Source organism: Streptomyces yatensis (assembly GCF_018069625.1).
GTDB lineage: Bacteria > Actinomycetota > Actinomycetes > Streptomycetales > Streptomycetaceae > Streptomyces > Streptomyces yatensis.
The window spans coordinates 1,251,000-1,268,931 of the sequence record NZ_CP072941.1 but is presented as its reverse complement, the minus strand read 5'-3'; the positions used below and the strand labels follow the sequence as shown (position 1 = coordinate 1,268,931).

Below are 17,932 nucleotides of genomic sequence, written 5' to 3'. Positions count from 1 at the left end.
CGGCTATCGCCCCCTCCGGCCGTCGCCCCGCGATGCCGCACGCTTCGTGCACGCACAACAGTGGTGCACGGCCGTCAGGGGCCGTGCACCACAGTCCGTTCGCCGCCGGGGTGGCGGGGTCAGTTGTTCTGGATGAACTGCTTCGCCAGACCGTCGCCGACCGACACGGCCTTGTCGTGGTTCTCGATGGGGGAGACGGAGGAGTTCTTGAAGACGATGTACGTCACCCCCGATTCGGCGCCGCCGGTCTCCGGGTCGGGGTCGATGCCGAGCGCGTTGGCCGTGGCGTAGGACGCCTCACCGATGATCTTCGTCGGCCCGGTGTCGCCCACCACCGCGTACTGCACCTTGTTGTTGTAGATGACCGCCACCACACCGCCGCCCTTGATGCCGGACTTGGTGTAGTCCCAGGTGGAACTCGGGCTCGGCACCACGACATACGGCAGCTTGTCGGCGATGAGGGGCTTGCCGTCCGACTGGTGGAAGGCGGTGTCGTCCTGGAACCACGGGTCGGTGTCCTCGTTGCACCGGGAGGTCACCTGGCCATCGCAGTCGATGTCCATGTCGGCCTTCCAGAAGACCGCCCCATTGGCACCGCAGACCGGGATGTTGGCCGATGTCTCGTCGTCGGTGCGGTATTTGCCGCTGGATATCTGTGAACAGCCCTGCACCTTGGCGAGCAGCTGCGCCGCGGTGACCGTGCCCTCCTTGGTGGACGTGGGGGCCGGCGCGGGGCCCCGGGTGGTGGCATGGGCGCCGGCGGTGACGGAGCCGGCCAGCAGTCCGGCCGCGGCGAGTACGAAAGCGAAACGCTTGCGCATAGGACACCCCTTTGTTAGGAACCTTTCCTAACCTCGTCGGCATCCTGGCGAGTTGATAAGCTCATGTCAATACATCCGCCGTACACCCGCCCGGGGAAAGCCGATGCGTGATGCAGCGCGGATCGGGGGCGTTCGGAACACCTTCCGGCAGGGGCTCTCAGTGCGTGGCCCGCACCAGCTTCAGCAGCCGGGTCACCTCCCGCGCCACCGCGTCACGCGCGGCCGCCACATACCGGCGGGGGTCGACCACCTCGGGGTTTCCGGCGAGATGGTCGCGGATCGCCCGGGTGAAGGCCACGTTCAGATGGGTGGCGATGTTCACCTTCGTCAGCCCCGCCTCCACGGCCCGGGTCAGATCCGCCTCGGGCACCCCGGAGGAGCCGTGCAGCACCAGCGGTACGGGCACGGCCGCGCGCAGCGCCGCGACCAGCGGCAGATCCACCACCGCGGCCTTGACGACCATGGCGTGCGAGGTGCCCACCGCGACCGCGAGCGCGTCCACGCCCGTCGCCGCCACATACGCGGCGGCCTCGGCCGGATCGGTCCTGGCGCCCGGTGCGTGGACGCCGTCCTTGCCGCCCACCTCGCCCAACTCGGCCTCCACCCACACCCCGTGGGCATGGCAGTCGGCCGTCACCTCGGCGGTGGCCGCCACATTGCCGTCGTACTCCAGGGCCGAGGCGTCGAACATCACCGAGCCGAACCCGAGGTCCACCGCCTCCCGCACCAGCTCCGGCCCGGTGGCGTGGTCCAGATGCACGGCCACCGGCACCCGGGCCGCGCGGGCCACCTCCACGGTCGCCCGGCCGATGGCGGCCAGGGCGCCGTGATACCGCACCGCGTTCTCGCTGATCTGCAGGATCACCGGCGCGCCCGCCGCCTCCGCCCCGGCCACGATCGCCTGGGCGTGCTCGATCTGGATGACATTGAACGCACCCGCGCCGAGCCCGGCGCGTGCGGCCGTCCCGACGATCTCCCCGGTCGCCACCAGTGGCATCTACCGGCTCCTTCCGCCCGTTTTCCGTGTTCCGGCCGTTTCCGTGTTCGTTCGGTTCCCGTGTTTCCTTCGCCCCGGCTCAGCCGAGGATCACCGAGCGGGTGAGATGGCGGGGCTCGTCGGGGTTGAGCCCGCGCGTCGCCGCGATCGCGACCGCGAGCCGCTGCACCACCACCAGTTCGGCCAGCGGGTCACGGCCGTAGCCGGCGACCCGGCCGCCGGTGCGGGTGATCTCCTGGTCCGCCACGTCCGACGCCCCCTCGCCCAGCCACCACACCACGCTCCGCGGGCCGGTCACGCTGATCGGGCCATGCCGGTACTCCTTGGCCGGATAGGCCTCGGTCCACGCCCCCGCCGCCTCGCGCATCTTGAGCGCGGCCTCCTGGGCGACTCCGTAGGTCCAGCCCCGCCCGAGGAAGGTGAACTGCCCGGCCTCCACCAGCGCCCCGGGCAGCGGCTCGGCGAGCGCCGCCTCGCCGTCCGCCTCCAGGTGCTCCAGCGGTGCGCCCAAGTGGGCCCGGAGCAGGGCCAGTTCGCTGGTGGCCCAGCGGGTCTGCACCACCGACCGCTCATCGGCGAAGTCGAGCACGACCGCGGCGTCCGCGGCGCCCACGACCGGTGAGTCGGGGACCGCCGTGATGACGGTGGTGGGCACCCGGCCGCGGACCGCGCCGAGCAGCTCCAGCACCTCGGTCGTGTTGCCGGACCGGGACAGTGCCACCACCCGGTCGTAGGCGCGGCCGGCCGGCATCTCGGACGCCGCGAAGGCGTCCGTCTCGCCCTGGCCCGCCGCCTCGCGCAGCGCGGCGTACGACTGGGCGATGAACCACGAGGTGCCGCAGCCGACGACGGCGACCCGCTCACCCGGCCGGGGCAGCGCCGCCGGTACGGGCCCCTCCGGATCCCGGGCCAGGGCGATGGCGCGCCGCCAGCAGTCGGGCTGGCTCGCGATCTCGGCCTCGGTGTGGCTCATGGGACTCCCCTCGTCGCACGGTGACCCGAGCACTTTTCATGCGCGGAGTTGTTTCGTACGAGCAGATAATGCGCAGGATCACGCATGAAAGTCCAGAGCTGATGTGCACGGGGTAGGGTGATCGACGTGAAACGGCCCGAGCGCTGGAACGCCCTGCTGGATCTGCTGACCAGGGACGGCAGGATCGATGTGGAGGAGGCGGCCGCCGAACTGGCGGTATCCGCCGCGACCATCCGGCGCGACCTGGATGAGCTCGCTCAGCAGCAGATGCTGACCCGTACCCGGGGCGGCGCGGTAGCGCAGAACCTCTCGTACGACCTTCCCCTGCGCTACAAGACCGCCCGGCGCGCCTCGGAGAAGCAGCGGATCGCCGCGGCCGCGGCCCGGCTGGCCGAAGCGGGCTCGATCGTGGGGCTCAACGGCGGGACGACCACCACCGAGGTCGCCCGTGCCATCTCCCTGCGCGGCGATCTGTCCGCCCCGGGCGGCGGCCCGGCCGTCACGGTCGTCACCAACGCCCTGAACATCGCCAGTGAGCTGGCGGTGCGCCCCCAGGTCAAGATCGTGCTCACCGGCGGGGTCGCCCGTCCGCAGTCCTTCGAGCTGATGGGGCCGCTGGCCACCGGGGTGCTGGGCCAGGTGTCGCTGGATCTGGCGATCCTCGGCGTGGACGCGCTGGACACGGTCCAGGGCGCGACCGCCCACCACGAGGGGGAGGCCAGCATCAACCACCTCATGGCGGGCCGGGCGGCCCGGGTGGTGGTCGTGGCGGACAGCTCCAAGCTGGGCCGCCGGGCGTTCGCCCGGATCTGCGCGCTGGAGGAGATCGATGTGCTGATCACGGACACCGGCGCCGGTGCGGAGCTGGTCGCTCCGTACACCGAGGCCGGTGTCCAGGTGATCAGGGCCTGACACGCCGGACGGGCCTGACGCGCCGGCCGGGCCTGACGCGACGGACGCGCCCGAGGTGCCGAACGGGCCCGGAGTGCCGGACGCGCCCGAAGCGCCGGGCGGCTACGCCTTGGCGGCGGCCAGCAGGGCGGCCACGCGCTCGACGGCGAACGCGTAGCCCTGCACACCGCATCCGGCGATCACCCCGTTGGCCAGCGCGGAGACATAGGAGTGGTGCCGGAACGTCTCCCGCTGGTGGATGTTGGAGATGTGCACCTCCACGATCGGCAGACCGTCGCAGGTCGCCAGGGCGTCGCGCAGCGCGACGGAGGTGTGGGAGTAGCCCGCGGGGTTGATGATGACCGCCGCGTGGTGCTCACGCGCCTCATGGACCCAGTCGATCAGCTGCCCCTCGTGGTTGCTCTGCCGGCAGTCGGTCGTCAGACCGTGCGGGGCGGCTGTTACGGCGACCAGCTTCTCGATGTCCGCCAGGGTGTCCGTGCCGTAGATCTCGGGTTGCCGGCGGCCCAGGAGGTTCAGATTCGGCCCGTTCAGGACCATGATCGTGGAACGGTCGCGCACGGGGGTGGTCGCCATGGCGTGGTGGTCCTTCCTGGGCGGTCGGTACATCGAGGGCGGTTCACCGGAGACACCGGCCCGCGACGCATCGTAGATCAGGGATATGACACCACGGTCGACGGCACGGTGGAGGTGCCCGAGGTGGGAGATCCGGTGTCATTGATGACGCGTTCGTACTGGCCCTGGCCGCCGAGCGAGACGACCAGCAGATTGTGGAACTTCACCCCCGACGCGTTCGGCGCGGCGAAGCCGTGGTGCTGCACGATGCTCGGGTCGACGTTGTAGTAGCAGTAGCTGCCGAGCCCCCACCCCTCGTGCGTGGTCACCGAATCGGCCACCTTGTAGGCCGCGTAGCCCTTGATGGAGCCGTTCTGGATGGCCGCCTGGTTCGGGGCGTCGTACGCCTTCTCGTTCTGGAAGAAGATGGTGCGGCCCCGCTGCCCGTACCACTGCACGTCGTACTTGTTGAAGTGCTCCACGAACAGCCCCGTGGCGAGGACATCGTCGCCGTTGACCCGGACTCCGTAGTCGGCGCGGTTGGTCTCCCAGCCGACCCCGTCACCGTGGTCGGCGCGCCAGACCCAGGTGTGGTCGACGATGGTGTGACGGCTGTTGATCACCATGCTGGTGGTGGCCTTGCCGGGGCCCGCGCCGCCGATGCGGATGAACACGTCCTGGACGGTGGTGGGGTTGGCGGAGTGGTCGGCCGAGGCTCCCGCCGGGCCGACCTCCAGCAGGGTGGCGGAGTTGACCGGTCCGGCGTCGATGAGGAAACCGGCCAGCCGCACCCCGTCCACATCGGCGACCTTCACCGCGGTGGCGCCGTTGTCCGGGATGAGCGTGGCGTAGCCGAGCCCGAGGACGACGGTGTTCGCGCGGTTCACCTGGATCGGCCGGTCGAGGTGGTAGATCCCCGGGGTGAGCAGCAGCTGGAGCCCCTGGGCGAGCGCCTCGTTGAGGGTGGCCGCGGAGACGCCGGGCTTGGCCACGTAGAACTGCGACAGCGGCAGCGAGGTGCCTCTGGGGGTGCCGTTGCCCCAGGTGACCCCGCGGGCGTTGGTCCGCTTCTCGGGCAGGAAGACCCGGTACTCGCTGCCGTTGAGGTACAGGAACGGCTTCTCCCGGGAGACGGGGGTGGTGGCGAGCGTGGTGTACGGCGGGTTCGGGAAGCTCTGCCCGGGCGCGCCCTCCACACCGGAGAACACCATGTTCCACACGCCGTTGAGCCAGCTGCCGATCGCGCTGTCGCGGGTGTACCACTGCTGCTGGGAGTACGGCCCGACCTGGCCGTCGATGCGGCTGTCCGCGATGTAACCGCCGCTCGCCCAGCCGTAGCCGTCGGGGGAGAGGTTGAGCCCGCCGCGGACGTGCATCCGCCGGAAGGGCGCCGCCTGCGCCACCGCCCAGCGGTTGGTGCCGTTGACGGGGACGACCGCGAGGTTCTCCGCCGAACGCCAGAAGTTCTGGGTGGCATTGCCGTTGAACCACCCGGCGTCCACCGTGATATCGCCGTTGATGGTCGTGTCGTCGGGGGAGAGTCCCAGCCCGGCGATGGAGGTGTAGAAGCCGATCTGGGCGTTGAGCCCGCTGTAGGAGCCGGGCTTGAACAGCAGGGCGTAGCGCCCGGTGCCGAACTGCGCCGACTCCTGCTTCTTGAACACCTCGTCCAGCTTGGCCTGGATGCCGGGCGTGGACGGGTCGAAGACGATGACGTTCGGGCCGAGGTCGCCGCCGCCCGGCAGGGCCCGCGGGCTCTTGCTCCGGCCCGCGGAGGTGGCGGACGCGGAGGTGGCCGACGCGGGAGTGGCCAGGCCGGTGAGGGCGGAGGCCGATGCGACGGCGGCCGCGGCGCCGAGCACCGCGCGGCGGCCGACCGGGGAGCGGCCGGAGGAAGAGGGCGTGGCGAACGGCGTGGGGGAAGGCGTCATGGGGGCGTCTCTCCTGGTTCAGTAAATGAACGGGATGGAGGTGAGGGAGCGCTCTCTTGCCGTCGCATGCTTCATCCATGTGAACGACTCGTCAAGAGTTGTGACCGCAGTCTGTGGGTGTTGTTGCCTTTTGAACATCAACTGGCCTGGAAAATCCGGTAGTTCGGGCGCACTTGGGGCGGATTCGCGGTCGCCCGTGTCCATGGATGTTGTGTTCAAGAGGTAAGCGGATTCGGCGTCTCTGATCCTTTGCGCTTCACGCCTTGACACCTTTGCGTCCCCGCCCGGACACTCCGGTCTTGGAGAGCGCTCTCCCAGTGTTGTCGCGGGCCTGTGACGGCCCGTCATCCCCCTCTCCAGGTGGCAGGAGTCTCCATGGCACGGAGATCGAAGATCGTTTCAGGAACCCTGATCGCAGGCGCGTTACTGCTGACCTCGCTAGGGCTCGGTGGTATCGCGATGAGCGCCGAAGCGCCCCCGGCCAAGCCCGCGGGCGGCGGTGTCACGACCCCCGCCGGTGGCGGTGTCACGGCCGCCCACGCGGGACACGCCATGGCGGCGCCGTCGTCCTCCTCGCCCGAGGACCCGGACGGCGACGGCTACATCCCGGCGAACCCGCCGGTCACCGGCGTCACACCGTCCACGAAGGAGCCGCCGCACCGCTACTTCCACGAGTTCCAGGCCAACTGCTCGGTGAGTCACACCAAGCCGGACGACCCCATCGTGTACCCGCAGCAGCCGGGCGCGTCCCATGACCACACCTTCATGGGCAACACCACGACCGACGCGGCCAGCACCACGGCCTCCCTCGACGCCGGCCGCACCAGCTGCAAGGCGCCGGGGGACAAGTCGGGCTACTGGATGCCCACACTGTTCAACGCCGATCGGCCGGTGCTGCCCATCGGGCCGCAGACCATCTACTACAAGGCGGGCGTCACCGACTACACCAGTGTGCGCCCGTTCCCCAAGGGGCTGCGCTTCGTGGTGGGCAACCCGATGCAGACCGCCGAGGAGTTCCGCCACCACCCCGGCTTCGTGGAGGGCTGGGAGTGCGGCGACAGCTTCTTCAACATCGAGTTCCCCAAGGACTGCCCGAGCCGGCCCGAGGTCCAGCTCAACATCCGTTTCCAGGCGCCCAGTTGCTGGGACGGCACGTACCTGGACACGCCCGACCACCGCAGCCATATGGCCTACCCGGTGGTGAACCCCGGCACCAACAACAACGTGTGCCCGGCCGACCATCCGGTGGCGCTGCCGATGGTCGAGTTCAAGATGGCCTTCCCGGTCAACGGTGACCTCTCGCACGCGAGGCTGGCCAGCGGCCCGAGCTGGTCGTTCCACTACGACTTCTTCAACGCCTGGGACGCGCCCACGCTGAAGGCGCTCGTCGATCACTGCGTCGTCGGGGCGCTGCAGTGCGACGCCCGCGGCTACGACCAGACCCACCCCGAGGCCGGAGCGGCCCTGGACGAGAACTACGAGCTGCCGTGAACCACGGCCCGGCCGCCGGTGCGGACACCACCGCGGCCGGGCCGCCGCACTCCACCTCCCCCGACACACCGAAAGACACCACCATGACCCGGACCCGTACCGCCCCACGCCGTATCGCGGCCCCCCTCACCGCCGGTCTGCTGGCCGCCGGCGCCCTCGCGCTGCCCGGCCAGCCGGCCCACGCCGCCGGAAGCGTCGTCAAGGTCACCGGCACCCAGGGCGGCTGGCGGCTGACCGTGGACGGCCAGCCGTATCAGATCAAGGGCCTGACCTGGGGCCCCGCCATCGCGGACGCCGACCGCTATCTGCCCGATCTGCGGTCCATGGGTGTCAACACCCTCCGCACCTGGGGCACCGACGCCACCAGCAAACCCCTCTTCGACTCCGCGGCCGCCCACGGCATCAAGGTGATCGCCGGTTTCTGGCTGCAGCCCGGTGGCGGCCCGGGCAGCGGCGGCTGTGTGAACTACCGGACGGACACCGCCTACAAGGACCAGATGCTCGCCGAGTTCCCCAAGTGGGTCGCCACGTACAAGGACCACCCGGGCGTGCTGATGTGGAACGTCGGCAACGAGTCGGTGCTCGGCCTGCAGAACTGCTACAGCGGCGATGAGCTGGAGCGGCAGCGCGACGCCTACACCACGTTCGTCAACGACATCGCCAAGAAGATCCATGGTGTCGACCCCGACCACCCGGTCACCTCCACCGACGCGTGGACCGGCGCCTGGCCGTACTACCAGAGGAACGCCCCCGATCTGGACCTGTACGCCGTCAACTCCTACAACGCCGTCTGCGACATCAAGTCCACCTGGGAGCAGGGCGGTTACACCAAGCCGTACATCGTCACCGAGACCGGCCCCGCGGGGGAGTGGGAGGTCCCCGACGACGCCAACGGCGTGCCGGCCGAGCCCACCGACCAGGCCAAGGCCGCGGGCTACACCAAGGCATGGAACTGCGTCACCGGCCACCGGGGTGTCGCGCTCGGCGCCACGATGTTCCACTACGGCACCGAGGACGACTTCGGCGGCGTCTGGTTCAACCTGCTGCCCGCCGGTCAGAAGCGGCTGTCGTACTACGCGGTGAAGAAGGCGTACGGCGCGGACACCTCGCATGACAACACCCCGCCGGTCATCTCCTCACTGGCCGTGGACGGCGACCCCGCCAAGGTGGAGGCGGGCCGCGAGCTGACGCTCACGGTCAAGGCCACCGACCCCGACGGCGACGCGCTCTCCTACCAGGTGCTGGCCAGCAGCATGTACCTCGACCAGGACAAGAAACTCACCCCGCTGCCCGCCACCGAGCTCGGCGGCGGCCGGTTGAGGGTCACCGCGCCGGACCGCCCCGGCGTATGGAAGGTCTACGTCAAGGCCGCCGACGGCAAGGGCAACGTGGGCATCGAGACCCGTTCCCTACGGGTCGTCCCGCCCGCCGTGAACGGCACCAATGTGGCGCTCGGCAAGCCGGCCACCGCCTCCTCGTACCAAACGGGCGGCGGCGACTGCCCCTGCACCCCCGCCAACGCCGTGGACGGCAAGGCGGATACGCGCTGGGCCGCCGACTGGAGCGATCCGCAATGGCTCCAGGTGGACCTCGGCACATCCACCCCCCTCACCCATGTCCAGCTGGTCTGGGAGGCCGCCTACGCCAAGGCGTACACCCTCCAGACCTCCGACGACGGCCAGAACTGGCGCACCATCCGTGAGGTGACCGACGGCAACGGCGGCGTCGACGACTTCGACGTCTCCGGCACCGGCCGCTACGTCCGTGTCCACGGCACGGCCCGGGGCACCGGATACGGCTACTCGCTCTACGAGTTCGGCGTCTACCACTGATCCACGGCCGGTCATGACGCATCCCCGGCGGTGGCGGGAGAGCGCTCTATGCCCTCGGGGTGCGCTGCCACTAGGGTGCGGGCATGAACCGACACGCCCCGACCTTGGAGGATGTCGCCCGGGAGGCCGGTGTCTCCCGGGCGACGGTGTCCAGGGTCGTCAACGGCGTCCGCAACGTGGATCCGGCCATCCAGGACCAGGTCCGCGTCGCGATCGAGCGCACCGGCTACGCGCCCAACCGGGCGGCCAGATCGCTGGTGACGCGGCGCACCGGCACCGTGGCGCTCGTCGTCTCCGGGGCCGGGGACGGCACCGGGGACACCTCGGAGGAGGAGCAGAACGCCTTCGCCGCGCGGGTGTTCGCCGATCCGTTCTTCGGCCGGGTGGTCGGCGGGGTGGTGGGATTCCTGCGGCCGCGCTCGACGCACCCGGTGCTGATGTTCGCCGAGTCCCCCGGGGCCAGGCAGGAGGTGCTGCGGTATCTGCGGCAGGGAAACGCGGACGGGGCGCTCGTGGTGTCCACCCACCCCGACGATCCGCTGCCCGCGCTGCTGGCCGAGGCCGGACTGCCCGCCGTGCTCTTCGCCCGGCCCGTGCGGCCGGTCGCACTCAGCCATGTCGACCTGGCGCACTGGGACGGTGGCCGCCTCGCGGCCGAGCGTCTGCTGGCCCGGGGATGCCGGAAGGTGGCCACCGTGTCGGGGCCGTGGGCGGTGGCGGCGAGCCAGGAGCGGCTCGCCGGGTTCCGCGACACCATGGCCCGCGGCGGCCATCCGTATGTGCCGGTGGCCGAGGGGGGCTTCACGCTGGACAGCGGGGTGGCGGCGATGACCGAGCTGCTGGCCGAACACCCCGATGTGGAGGGGGTGTTCGCCGCCAACGACCTGATGGCCCAGGGGGTCTGCCAGGTGCTGAGGGAGCGCGGCCGGCGGGTGCCCGACGATGTCGCGGTCGTCGGCTTCGACGACTCCAGCGTGGCCGCCACCTGTCGGCCGCCGCTGACCTCGGTGCGTCAGCCGGTGGAGGACATGGCGGCGGCGATGGCCCGGCTGCTCGACGAACACGTCCGCGGCCTGCGCACCGAGCCCACCTCGGTCCTCTTCGAACCGGAGCTGGTGGTACGGGAGTCGGCGTAGCCCCCGCGCCGGACGTGCGGGCAGTCTCCGCGCCGGAAGTGCGCGTGGCCCCGCGCCCGGCCGGTGGGGGTAGCCCCTGCGCGGGACGTGCGCGCGGTCCCCGCGTCGGACGTGCCGTAGCCCTGCGTCGGACGTGTCCGTGGCCCTCGCGCCTGGACGTGCCCGTAGTCCTGCGCGGATGTGCGTGTGGCCCCTGCGTCGGACGTGTCCGTGGCCCTCGCGCCTGGACGTGCCCGTAGTCCTGCGCGGATGTGCGTGTGGCCCCTGCGTCGGACGTGTCCGTGGCCCTCGCGCCTGGACGTGCCGGTAGCCCTGCGCTGACGTGCGTGTCGCCCCCGCGTCGGACGTGCCGTAGCCCTGCGCCCGGACGTACTTGTAGCCCGTGCGCCTGGACGTGCTGGTAGTCCTGCGCGGACGTGCGGGTGGCCCCGCGTCGGATGTGCGCGTGGCTCCGCGTCGGACGTGTCCGTAGCCCCGCGGCGGACGCACACGTAGCCCTCGCGCCCGGACGTGCGCATGGCCCCTGCGCAGGACGCGCGTGTACTAGTGCGCCAGCCGTGCCAATAGTCCCGGCTCCGGACGTGCGTGTAGTCCCCGCGTCCGGACGGGCTCGTAGCCCCACGCCGGATGCGCGCCTGCAGCCCTGCGCGGATGTGCGCGTGGCCCCGCGTCGGACGTGTCCGTAGCCCCGCGGCGGACGCACACGTAGCCCTCGCGCCCGGACGTGCGCATGGCCCCTGCGCAGGACGCGCGTGTACCAGTGCGCCAGCCGTGCCAATAGCCCCGGCGCCGGACGCGCCCGTGCCCCCGCCCCAGCCGCGTCCGTGCCCCCTACGCCAGCCGTGTGTCCAAGGTGGCGCGCCACGCCGGGGAGGGCTCCGGCGCGGGTGTGGGCGGCAGGCGGCGTCCGCCGCGGGCGAAGAACGCGGCGAGTGGCAGGATCGCAGCGCCCACCGTCACCGCGTCCGGCCCCAGCGCGCCCAGGTCGATGCCGACCCGTCCGGAGGGGTACGGCAACGCGTAGGACATCGCGTGGCCGCGCACCGCGTCCAGGAAACGCGAGCCGAGCTGGAGACCGGCCCAGCCGCCGACGAGGATGCGCTCGGGCTGGAAGAGGTTGATCAGGTCGGACAGCCCGGCGCCCAGGTACTCCGCGGTCTCGGCGAGGACGGCGGCCGCCACCGGGTCCGGGGTGCCCCCGTCCGCGGGGTACGCGGCGGCCAGCATCGCCGTCAGGGCCGTCTCCTCGTCCGTGTCGGGCGCCGGCCGCCCGCCCGCCTCCTGCCAGCGTTCCAGCAGCGCCTCCGCGCCCGCGTACGCCTCCAGGCAGCCCAGTGCCCCGCAGCGGCACCGGCGGCCGCGCACCCGCACGGTGAGATGGCCCCACTCCACCGCCCGGCCGCGCTCGACGTCCTCGGTGACGACACACGCGCCGACGCCCGATCCGAAGAGCACGACCACCGCGTTGCGCGCACCCCGCCCGGCGCCGAACCACATCTCGGCCTGCCCGAGCGTCTTGGCGCCGTTCTCGATGAAGTACGGGACCTCGTCCGGAAGATGGCCGGATCCGCGCAGCATCCGCTCCAGCGGCACCGCCTCCCAGCCGATCGGCTGGCCGTGCACCACCGCACCGTCCTCCCCGGAGTGTTCGACGATGCCGGGGACGCCGATGCCGACGCCGAGGATCCGCGCGGGGTCGCGCCCGGCCGCCTCCAGGACCTCCGCGATGCCGTCCCGGATATGGCCCGCGATCAGTTCGCTGTCGTAACGCACCCGGCGCCCGGCGCCGCGCGTGGGCAACGGCCGGTCGGTGCGCGCCCGTTCGGCCAGCGAGAGATCGAACAGCTCGACGCGGACCCGGGTCTCGCCGACATCCACCCCGATCATGTGGCCGCTGTGCGGTGTGATCCGCAGCAGGGTGCGGGGGCGGCCGCCATCGGAATCGATGCTTCCGGCCTCCTCCACCAGCTCCTCGGTAAGCAGTTCGGCGACCACATTGCTGATGGAACCTGAACTCAGCCCGGTCGCGGGGGCCAGCGAGAAGCGGCTCATCGGCCCGTCGAAGTACAGCCGGCGCAGCACGGCGGCGCGGTTCTCCCGTCGCAGGTCACGAACGTTACGCCCGTTGTGTGCTGCCACCTGGCCTCCTCAAGTCCCGGCTCCGCGCCGCAAGATACCTCCGCCGGATCTCTTGACGCGACCTTCTCTTGAGGTTTAACTCACGTCCTAAATTAAGCCGTGAGCGGCTTCGGGAGTTGAACGCGGTTGGCGTGCCCGGGCCCTTCTTGGCATTCACCCCTCCCGGAAGGGACACCTGGAGCCATGCGCAGGATCCGAGCCGCGGCCATAGGCGCCGTCACCTTGTCACTCGCCCTTGCCGCCTCGGCGTGCGGAGGTGGTTCCTCGACGGACGGCGGCGGCTCCAACGACTCGCCGAAGACGCTCACGTACTGGGCCTCCAACCAGGGCGCCAGCATCACGGTGGACAAGAAGGTCCTGAAGCCCGAACTCGACAAGTTCGAGAAGCAGACCGGGATCAGAGTGAAGCTGGAGGTCATTCCCTGGTCCGAGCTGCTGAACCGGATCCTCACCGCGACCACCTCCGGCCAGGGCCCGGACGTCCTGAACATCGGCAACACCTGGAGCGCCTCGCTGCAGGCGTCCGGGGCGCTGCTGCCCTGGGACACCAAGAACTTCGACAGCATCGGCGGCAAGGACCGCTTCGTGGACTCCGCCCTCGGCTCGACCGGTGCGCAGGGCGAGGACCCGGCCGCCGTACCGCTGTACTCGATGGCGTACGCGCTCTACTACAACAAGAAGATGTTCGCCGACGCCGGCATCTCCAAGCCGCCCGCCACCTGGGACGAGCTGGTCGCCGACGGCAAGAAGCTGTCCAAGGACGGCAAGTGGGGCCTCGGCGCCGAGGGCGCGAACCTCTCGGAGAACATCCACCAGGTCTTCGTCTTCGCCAAGCAGCACGGCGCGGACTTCTTCACCGCCGACGGCAAGCCCGACTTCACCTCCAAGGGCGCGGTCACCGCCATCAAGCAGTACGTCGACCTGATGGCCAAGGACAAGATCATCGCCCCGGGCAACGCCGAATACGCGCAGAACCAGTCCCTCAGCGACTTCGCCAAGGGGAAGACGGCGATGGTCCTGTGGCAGACCGCCTCCGCCACCCTCGCCTCGCTGGGCATGAAGGACGACGAGTGGGGCGTGGCCCCGGCGCCCGTCCGCTCCGGCACCCCCGGCTCCGGCACCTCCGTCAACTCGATGGTCGCCGGTATCAACCTGGCCGTCTTCAAGAACACCGACAACCACGACGGCGCCCTGAAGTTCGTGAAGTTCATGACCAGCGACGCCGAGCAGAAGATCCTCAACAAGGCGTACGGCTCCATCCCGCCGGTCAAGGCCGCCCAGTCCGACTCCGCCTTCAACACCAAGGCGACGGCCGCCCTGCGGGACACCCTCGCCAAGAGCGCCGCGGCGCTGCCGCAGGTGGCCGACGAGTCGCAGTTCGAGACCTCCGTCGGCACGGCCGTCAAGGAACTCCTCGCCGATGCCGCCGGCGGACGCCCGGTGACCACCGAGTCGGTGAAGGCCAAGCTGGAGAAGGCCCAGCAGCAGATGCCGGCGAAGTGAGTGCGGACACCTCATGACCACCACGACCGCGACCGCTGAGACAGACCGGCGGACGGTGTCGGGGAGCACCCCCGGGGCGGCGCGAGGCCCGCGCCGCCCCGGGCGGATCCGCCGCATCGGACTGCCGTATCTGCTGCTCCTGCCCGCCCTCGTCCTCGAACTCCTGGTCCATCTGGTGCCGATGGTGATCGGCATCCTGATGAGCTTCAAGGCGCTCACCCGGTTCTCCATCCGGGACTGGGGCGCCGCGCCCTGGTCCGGATGGGACAACTACAAGATCTCGGTGGACATCAACGCCCCGGCCGGGGAGGCGCTGCTCCACTCGTTCTGGGTCACCTGCGGCTTCACCGTGCTCTCGGTCGGGCTGTGCTGGCTGCTGGGCACCGCCGCCGCCATCTTCCTCCAGGACACCTTCCGCGGACGGGGGCTGCTGCGCACCCTCTTCCTGGTGCCGTACGCGCTGCCCGTCTACACGGCCGTCATCACCTGGGCGTTCATGTTCCAGCACGACAACGGGCTGGTGAACCACGTCCTCCACGACCAGCTGGGCCTCACCGACAAGCCCTCGTTCTGGCTGATCGGCGACAACAGCTTCATCGCGCTGCTGACCGTCTCGGTGTGGAAGGGCTGGCCGTTCGCGTTCCTCGTCGTCATGGCCGGTCTGCAGAACATCCCCAAGGAGCTCTACGAGGCGGCCGCCCTCGACGGCGCCGGGATGTGGCAGCAGATCCGCCGCATCACCCTGCCCTCGCTGCGCCCGGTCAACCAGGTGCTGGTGCTGGTGCTGTTCCTGTGGACGTTCAACGACTTCAACACCCCGTACGTGCTGTTCGGCAAGGCGGCGCCGGAGGCGGCGGACCTCATCTCGATCCACGTCTACCAGACGACATTCGCCACCTGGAACTTCGGCACCGGCTCCGCCATGTCCGTGCTGCTGCTGCTCTTCCTGCTCGTGGTGACGGGCCTGTACCTCCTGCTGACCTCCCGACGAAGGAAGACGGCCGATGTCTAGCACCGCCCCGGCGCCGCCCGGCTCACCGATGGCCCCGCCCCGCTCACCGATGGCCCCGCCCCGGTCCTTCCTCTGGGCCCGCCGGATCTTCCTCACCCTGATCACCGGCTTCGTCCTGCTGCCGGTGTACGTCATGGTCTCCAGCTCCCTGAAGCCACTGCAGGACGTCTCCGGGACCTTCCGCTGGCTGCCGAGCGGGCTCACCATCCGCCCCTACATCGACATCTGGTCGACGGTCCCGCTCGCCGACTACTTCGTGAACTCGCTCGTCGTGGCGGGCGCCGCGACCGTCTGCTCGGTGGTGATCGCCGTCTTCGCCGCGTACGCGGTCAGCCGGTACCGCTTCCGGGGCAAGCGGGTGTTCACGGTCACCGTGCTGTCCACCCAGATGTTCCCCGGGATCCTCTTCCTGCTGCCGCTGTTCCTCATCTACGTCAACATCGGCAACGCCACCGGCATCGCCCTCTTCGGCTCCCGCGGCGGCCTCATCCTCACCTACCTCACCTTCTCGCTGCCGTTCTCGATCTGGATGCTCATCGGGTACTTCGACTCGGTGCCGCGCGATCTGGACGAGGCGGCGCTGGTGGACGGCTGCGGACCGCTCGGCGCGCTGTTCCGGGTCGTCGTTCCGGCCGCCATCCCCGGCATCGTCGCCGTGGCCGTCTACGCGTTCATGACCGCCTGGGGCGAGGTGCTCTTCGCGTCCGTGATGACCAACGACACCACCCGCACCCTCGCCGTCGGCCTCCAGGGGTACGCCACCCAGACCGAGGTGTACTGGAACCAGGTCATGGCCGCCTCGCTCGTCGTCAGTGTTCCCGTGGTCGCGGGCTTCCTGCTCCTCCAGCGCTACCTCGTCGCCGGACTCACCGCCGGAGCCGTGAAGTGACCGGCCTTCCCACCTCTGAAAGGACGTACGTGTCCGAACTCCTGGACCTCACAGCCTTCCCGCACGACTTCCTGTGGGGCACGGCCACCTCGGCCTACCAGATCGAGGGAGCCGCCGCCGAGGACGGACGGTCGCCCTCGATCTGGGACACCTTCTCGCACACGCCGGGCAAGATCGCGGGCGACGACCACGGCGATGTGGCCTGCGACCACTACCACCGCTGGCGCGCCGACATCGGGCTGATGAAGCGGCTGGGCACCAACGCCTACCGGCTCTCCATCGCCTGGCCACGGGTGATGCCGGGCGGTGACGGGCCGGTCAACGCCAAGGGCCTGGCCTTCTACGACGAGCTGATCGACGGTCTGCTGGAGGCGGGCATCACCCCGTCCGTCACCCTGTACCACTGGGACCTGCCGCAGGTGCTCCAGGACCGGGGCGGCTGGCCCGTGCGCGACACCGCGGAACACTTCGCCGCGTACGCCTCGGTGGTGGCCGGCCGCCTCGGCGACCGGGTGCACCACTGGACCACCCTCAACGAGCCGCTGTGCTCGGCCTGGATCGGCCACCTCGAAGGTGTGATGGCGCCCGGGCTCACCGATCTGACCGCGGCGGTCCGCGCCTCGTACCATCTGCTGCTCGGCCACGGCCTCGCCGCCCAGGCGATCCGGGCCGCCGCACCCGGCGCCGAACTCGGCATCGTCAACAACCTCAACACCGTCGAGGCCGCCAGCGACCGGCCCGAGGACCAGGCGGCCGCGCGCCGCATGGACGGCCACACCAACCGCTGGTGGCTGGACCCGGTCCACGGCCGCGGCTTCCCCGCGGACATGCGCGAGGTCTACGGCGTCGAACTGCCGGAGCGCCCCGGCGACCTGGAGACCATCGCCGCACCCCTGGACTGGCTGGGCCTGAACTACTACTTCCCGGCCACCGTCACCGACGACCCCACCGGCCCGGCCCCCCACGCCCGCGCCGTCCGCCGCCCGGACCTGCCCCGCACGGGCATGGACTGGGAGATCGACGCCACCGGCATCGAAACCCTCCTGCTGCGCCTGACCGGCGAATACGGCGCCCGCAAGCTGTACGTCACCGAGAACGGCTGCGCCTACCCCGACGTCGTACGCCCGGACGGGACCATCGACGACCCCGAGCGCCAGGACTACCTCGTCCAGCACCTCGCGGCCTGCGCCTCGGCGGCCCGCAAGGGCGCCCCGCTGGCCGGCTACTTCGCCTGGTCGCTGCTCGACAACTTCGAGTGGGCCTACGGATACGACAAGCGTTTCGGCCTCGTCCACGTCGACTACGCCACGCAGACCCGCACCATCAAGGGCTCCGGCCACCGCTACGCGGAAATCATCCGCGACCACCGGGGCGGGGCCCGGCGCGCCGCCTAGGGGGGCGGCGGCGGATGGTTCCGCCCGCGGCGGGCCGTGCCGCCTGCGGCGAGCCGTTCCCCTCCCCGCCCCTTCCCGAAACCGGGGCCCCGCCCCAGCCCCCGTTCCGGGGCTTCGCCCCGGACCCCGGGGCGGGCTCTGCCTCAGATCCCGGGCGGGGCTCCGCTCCAGGCCCCGTAACTGGGGCTTCGTCCCAGGCCCCGCAACTGGGGCTTCGCTCCAGGCCCCGCAACTGGGGCTTCGTCCCAGGCCCCGCAACTGGGGCTTCGTCCCAGGCCCCGCAACTGGGGCTTCGCTCCAGGCCCCGTAGCGGGGCTTCGCCCCGGACCCCGGGGCGGGCTCCGCCT

14 protein-coding genes are annotated in these 17,932 nt (G+C 70.8%); 8 read left to right on the top strand and 6 right to left on the bottom strand.

Annotated features, from left to right (window positions below):
- Positions 1–119: 119 nt before the first annotated feature.
- From J8403_RS04585 to J8403_RS04575, 3 genes are all read right to left on the bottom strand, one after another.
- A complete protein-coding gene (locus J8403_RS04585) occupies positions 120–821 on the bottom strand; it encodes a glycoside hydrolase family 75 protein (protein ID WP_211121989.1) in 702 nt (233 codons plus the stop codon).
- 157 nt (positions 822–978) lie between these two features.
- The gene (locus J8403_RS04580; RefSeq protein ID WP_211121988.1) at positions 979–1,818 is read right to left on the bottom strand and encodes a class II fructose-bisphosphate aldolase; all 840 of its coding nucleotides are present in this window, start codon (positions 1,816–1,818) and stop codon (positions 979–981) included.
- 79 nt (positions 1,819–1,897) lie between these two features.
- Positions 1,898–2,791: an SIS domain-containing protein gene (locus J8403_RS04575; protein WP_211121987.1), complete on the bottom strand. Its 894-nt coding sequence runs from the start codon at positions 2,789–2,791 to the stop codon at positions 1,898–1,900.
- Between the two features lie 126 nt (positions 2,792–2,917).
- Here J8403_RS04575 and J8403_RS04570 point away from each other — a divergent pair, with 126 nt between their 5' ends.
- Positions 2,918–3,703 carry a DeoR/GlpR family DNA-binding transcription regulator gene (locus J8403_RS04570; RefSeq protein WP_211121986.1) on the top strand — a complete coding sequence of 262 codons (786 nt, stop codon included), beginning with the start codon at positions 2,918–2,920 and terminating at the stop codon, positions 3,701–3,703.
- Between the two features lie 102 nt (positions 3,704–3,805).
- Here the strand turns inward: J8403_RS04570 and aroQ are convergent, their stop codons facing one another.
- The gene (aroQ, locus tag J8403_RS04565; RefSeq protein ID WP_211121985.1) at positions 3,806–4,279 is read right to left on the bottom strand and encodes a type II 3-dehydroquinate dehydratase; all 474 of its coding nucleotides are present in this window, start codon (positions 4,277–4,279) and stop codon (positions 3,806–3,808) included.
- A gap of 77 nt (positions 4,280–4,356) precedes the next feature.
- Positions 4,357–6,189: a coagulation factor 5/8 type domain-containing protein gene (locus tag J8403_RS04560; RefSeq protein WP_211121984.1), complete on the bottom strand. Its 1,833-nt coding sequence runs from the start codon at positions 6,187–6,189 to the stop codon at positions 4,357–4,359.
- Positions 6,190–6,564: 375 nt separating this feature from the next.
- Here J8403_RS04560 and J8403_RS04555 point away from each other — a divergent pair, with 375 nt between their 5' ends.
- From J8403_RS04555 to J8403_RS04545, 3 genes are all read left to right on the top strand, one after another.
- On the top strand, positions 6,565–7,680 hold the full coding sequence (locus J8403_RS04555) for a DUF1996 domain-containing protein (protein WP_211121983.1): 1,116 nt from the start codon (positions 6,565–6,567) through the stop codon (positions 7,678–7,680).
- Between the two features lie 83 nt (positions 7,681–7,763).
- On the top strand, positions 7,764–9,512 hold the full coding sequence (locus J8403_RS04550; protein ID WP_211128077.1) for a discoidin domain-containing protein: 1,749 nt from the start codon (positions 7,764–7,766) through the stop codon (positions 9,510–9,512).
- Between the two features lie 83 nt (positions 9,513–9,595).
- A complete protein-coding gene (locus J8403_RS04545; protein WP_211121982.1) occupies positions 9,596–10,648 on the top strand; it encodes a LacI family DNA-binding transcriptional regulator in 1,053 nt (350 codons plus the stop codon).
- A gap of 831 nt (positions 10,649–11,479) precedes the next feature.
- Here J8403_RS04545 and J8403_RS04540 read toward each other — a convergent pair.
- Positions 11,480–12,787: an ROK family protein gene (locus J8403_RS04540; protein WP_211121981.1), complete on the bottom strand. Its 1,308-nt coding sequence runs from the start codon at positions 12,785–12,787 to the stop codon at positions 11,480–11,482.
- Positions 12,788–12,970: 183 nt separating this feature from the next.
- Between J8403_RS04540 and J8403_RS04535 the strand changes: the two genes are divergently transcribed.
- From J8403_RS04535 to J8403_RS04520, 4 genes are read left to right on the top strand one after another with little or no spacing between them, the layout of a single operon-like run.
- Positions 12,971–14,290: an ABC transporter substrate-binding protein gene (locus tag J8403_RS04535; RefSeq protein ID WP_211121980.1), complete on the top strand. Its 1,320-nt coding sequence runs from the start codon at positions 12,971–12,973 to the stop codon at positions 14,288–14,290.
- Positions 14,291–14,303: 13 nt separating this feature from the next.
- Positions 14,304–15,302 (top strand): carbohydrate ABC transporter permease, encoded by a 999-nt coding sequence (locus J8403_RS04530; protein WP_211121979.1) that lies wholly within the window; start codon positions 14,304–14,306, stop codon positions 15,300–15,302.
- A 28-nt stretch (positions 15,303–15,330) separates the two neighbouring features.
- Positions 15,331–16,191: a carbohydrate ABC transporter permease gene (locus J8403_RS04525; protein ID WP_211128076.1), complete on the top strand. Its 861-nt coding sequence runs from the start codon at positions 15,331–15,333 to the stop codon at positions 16,189–16,191.
- Positions 16,192–16,220: 29 nt separating this feature from the next.
- Positions 16,221–17,585, top strand: coding sequence for a GH1 family beta-glucosidase (locus J8403_RS04520; RefSeq protein ID WP_211121978.1), 1,365 nt, complete (start codon positions 16,221–16,223; stop codon positions 17,583–17,585).
- The last annotated feature ends 347 nt before the right edge of the window (positions 17,586–17,932 follow it).

Coding starts and splice junctions, on each gene's coding strand:
- J8403_RS04585 (WP_211121989.1), bottom strand. CDS start 821: ATGCGCAAGCGTTTCGCTTTCGTACTCGCCGCGGCCGGACTGCTGGCC.
- J8403_RS04545 (WP_211121982.1), top strand. CDS start 9,596: ATGAACCGACACGCCCCGACCTTGGAGGATGTCGCCCGGGAGGCCGGT.
- J8403_RS04550 (WP_211128077.1), top strand. CDS start 7,764: ATGACCCGGACCCGTACCGCCCCACGCCGTATCGCGGCCCCCCTCACC.
- aroQ (WP_211121985.1), bottom strand. CDS start 4,279: ATGGCGACCACCCCCGTGCGCGACCGTTCCACGATCATGGTCCTGAAC.
- J8403_RS04535 (WP_211121980.1), top strand. CDS start 12,971: ATGCGCAGGATCCGAGCCGCGGCCATAGGCGCCGTCACCTTGTCACTC.
- J8403_RS04575 (WP_211121987.1), bottom strand. CDS start 2,791: ATGAGCCACACCGAGGCCGAGATCGCGAGCCAGCCCGACTGCTGGCGG.
- J8403_RS04560 (WP_211121984.1), bottom strand. CDS start 6,189: ATGACGCCTTCCCCCACGCCGTTCGCCACGCCCTCTTCCTCCGGCCGC.
- J8403_RS04555 (WP_211121983.1), top strand. CDS start 6,565: ATGGCACGGAGATCGAAGATCGTTTCAGGAACCCTGATCGCAGGCGCG.
- J8403_RS04525 (WP_211128076.1), top strand. CDS start 15,331: ATGGCCCCGCCCCGCTCACCGATGGCCCCGCCCCGGTCCTTCCTCTGG.
- J8403_RS04530 (WP_211121979.1), top strand. CDS start 14,304: ATGACCACCACGACCGCGACCGCTGAGACAGACCGGCGGACGGTGTCG.
- J8403_RS04580 (WP_211121988.1), bottom strand. CDS start 1,818: ATGCCACTGGTGGCGACCGGGGAGATCGTCGGGACGGCCGCACGCGCC.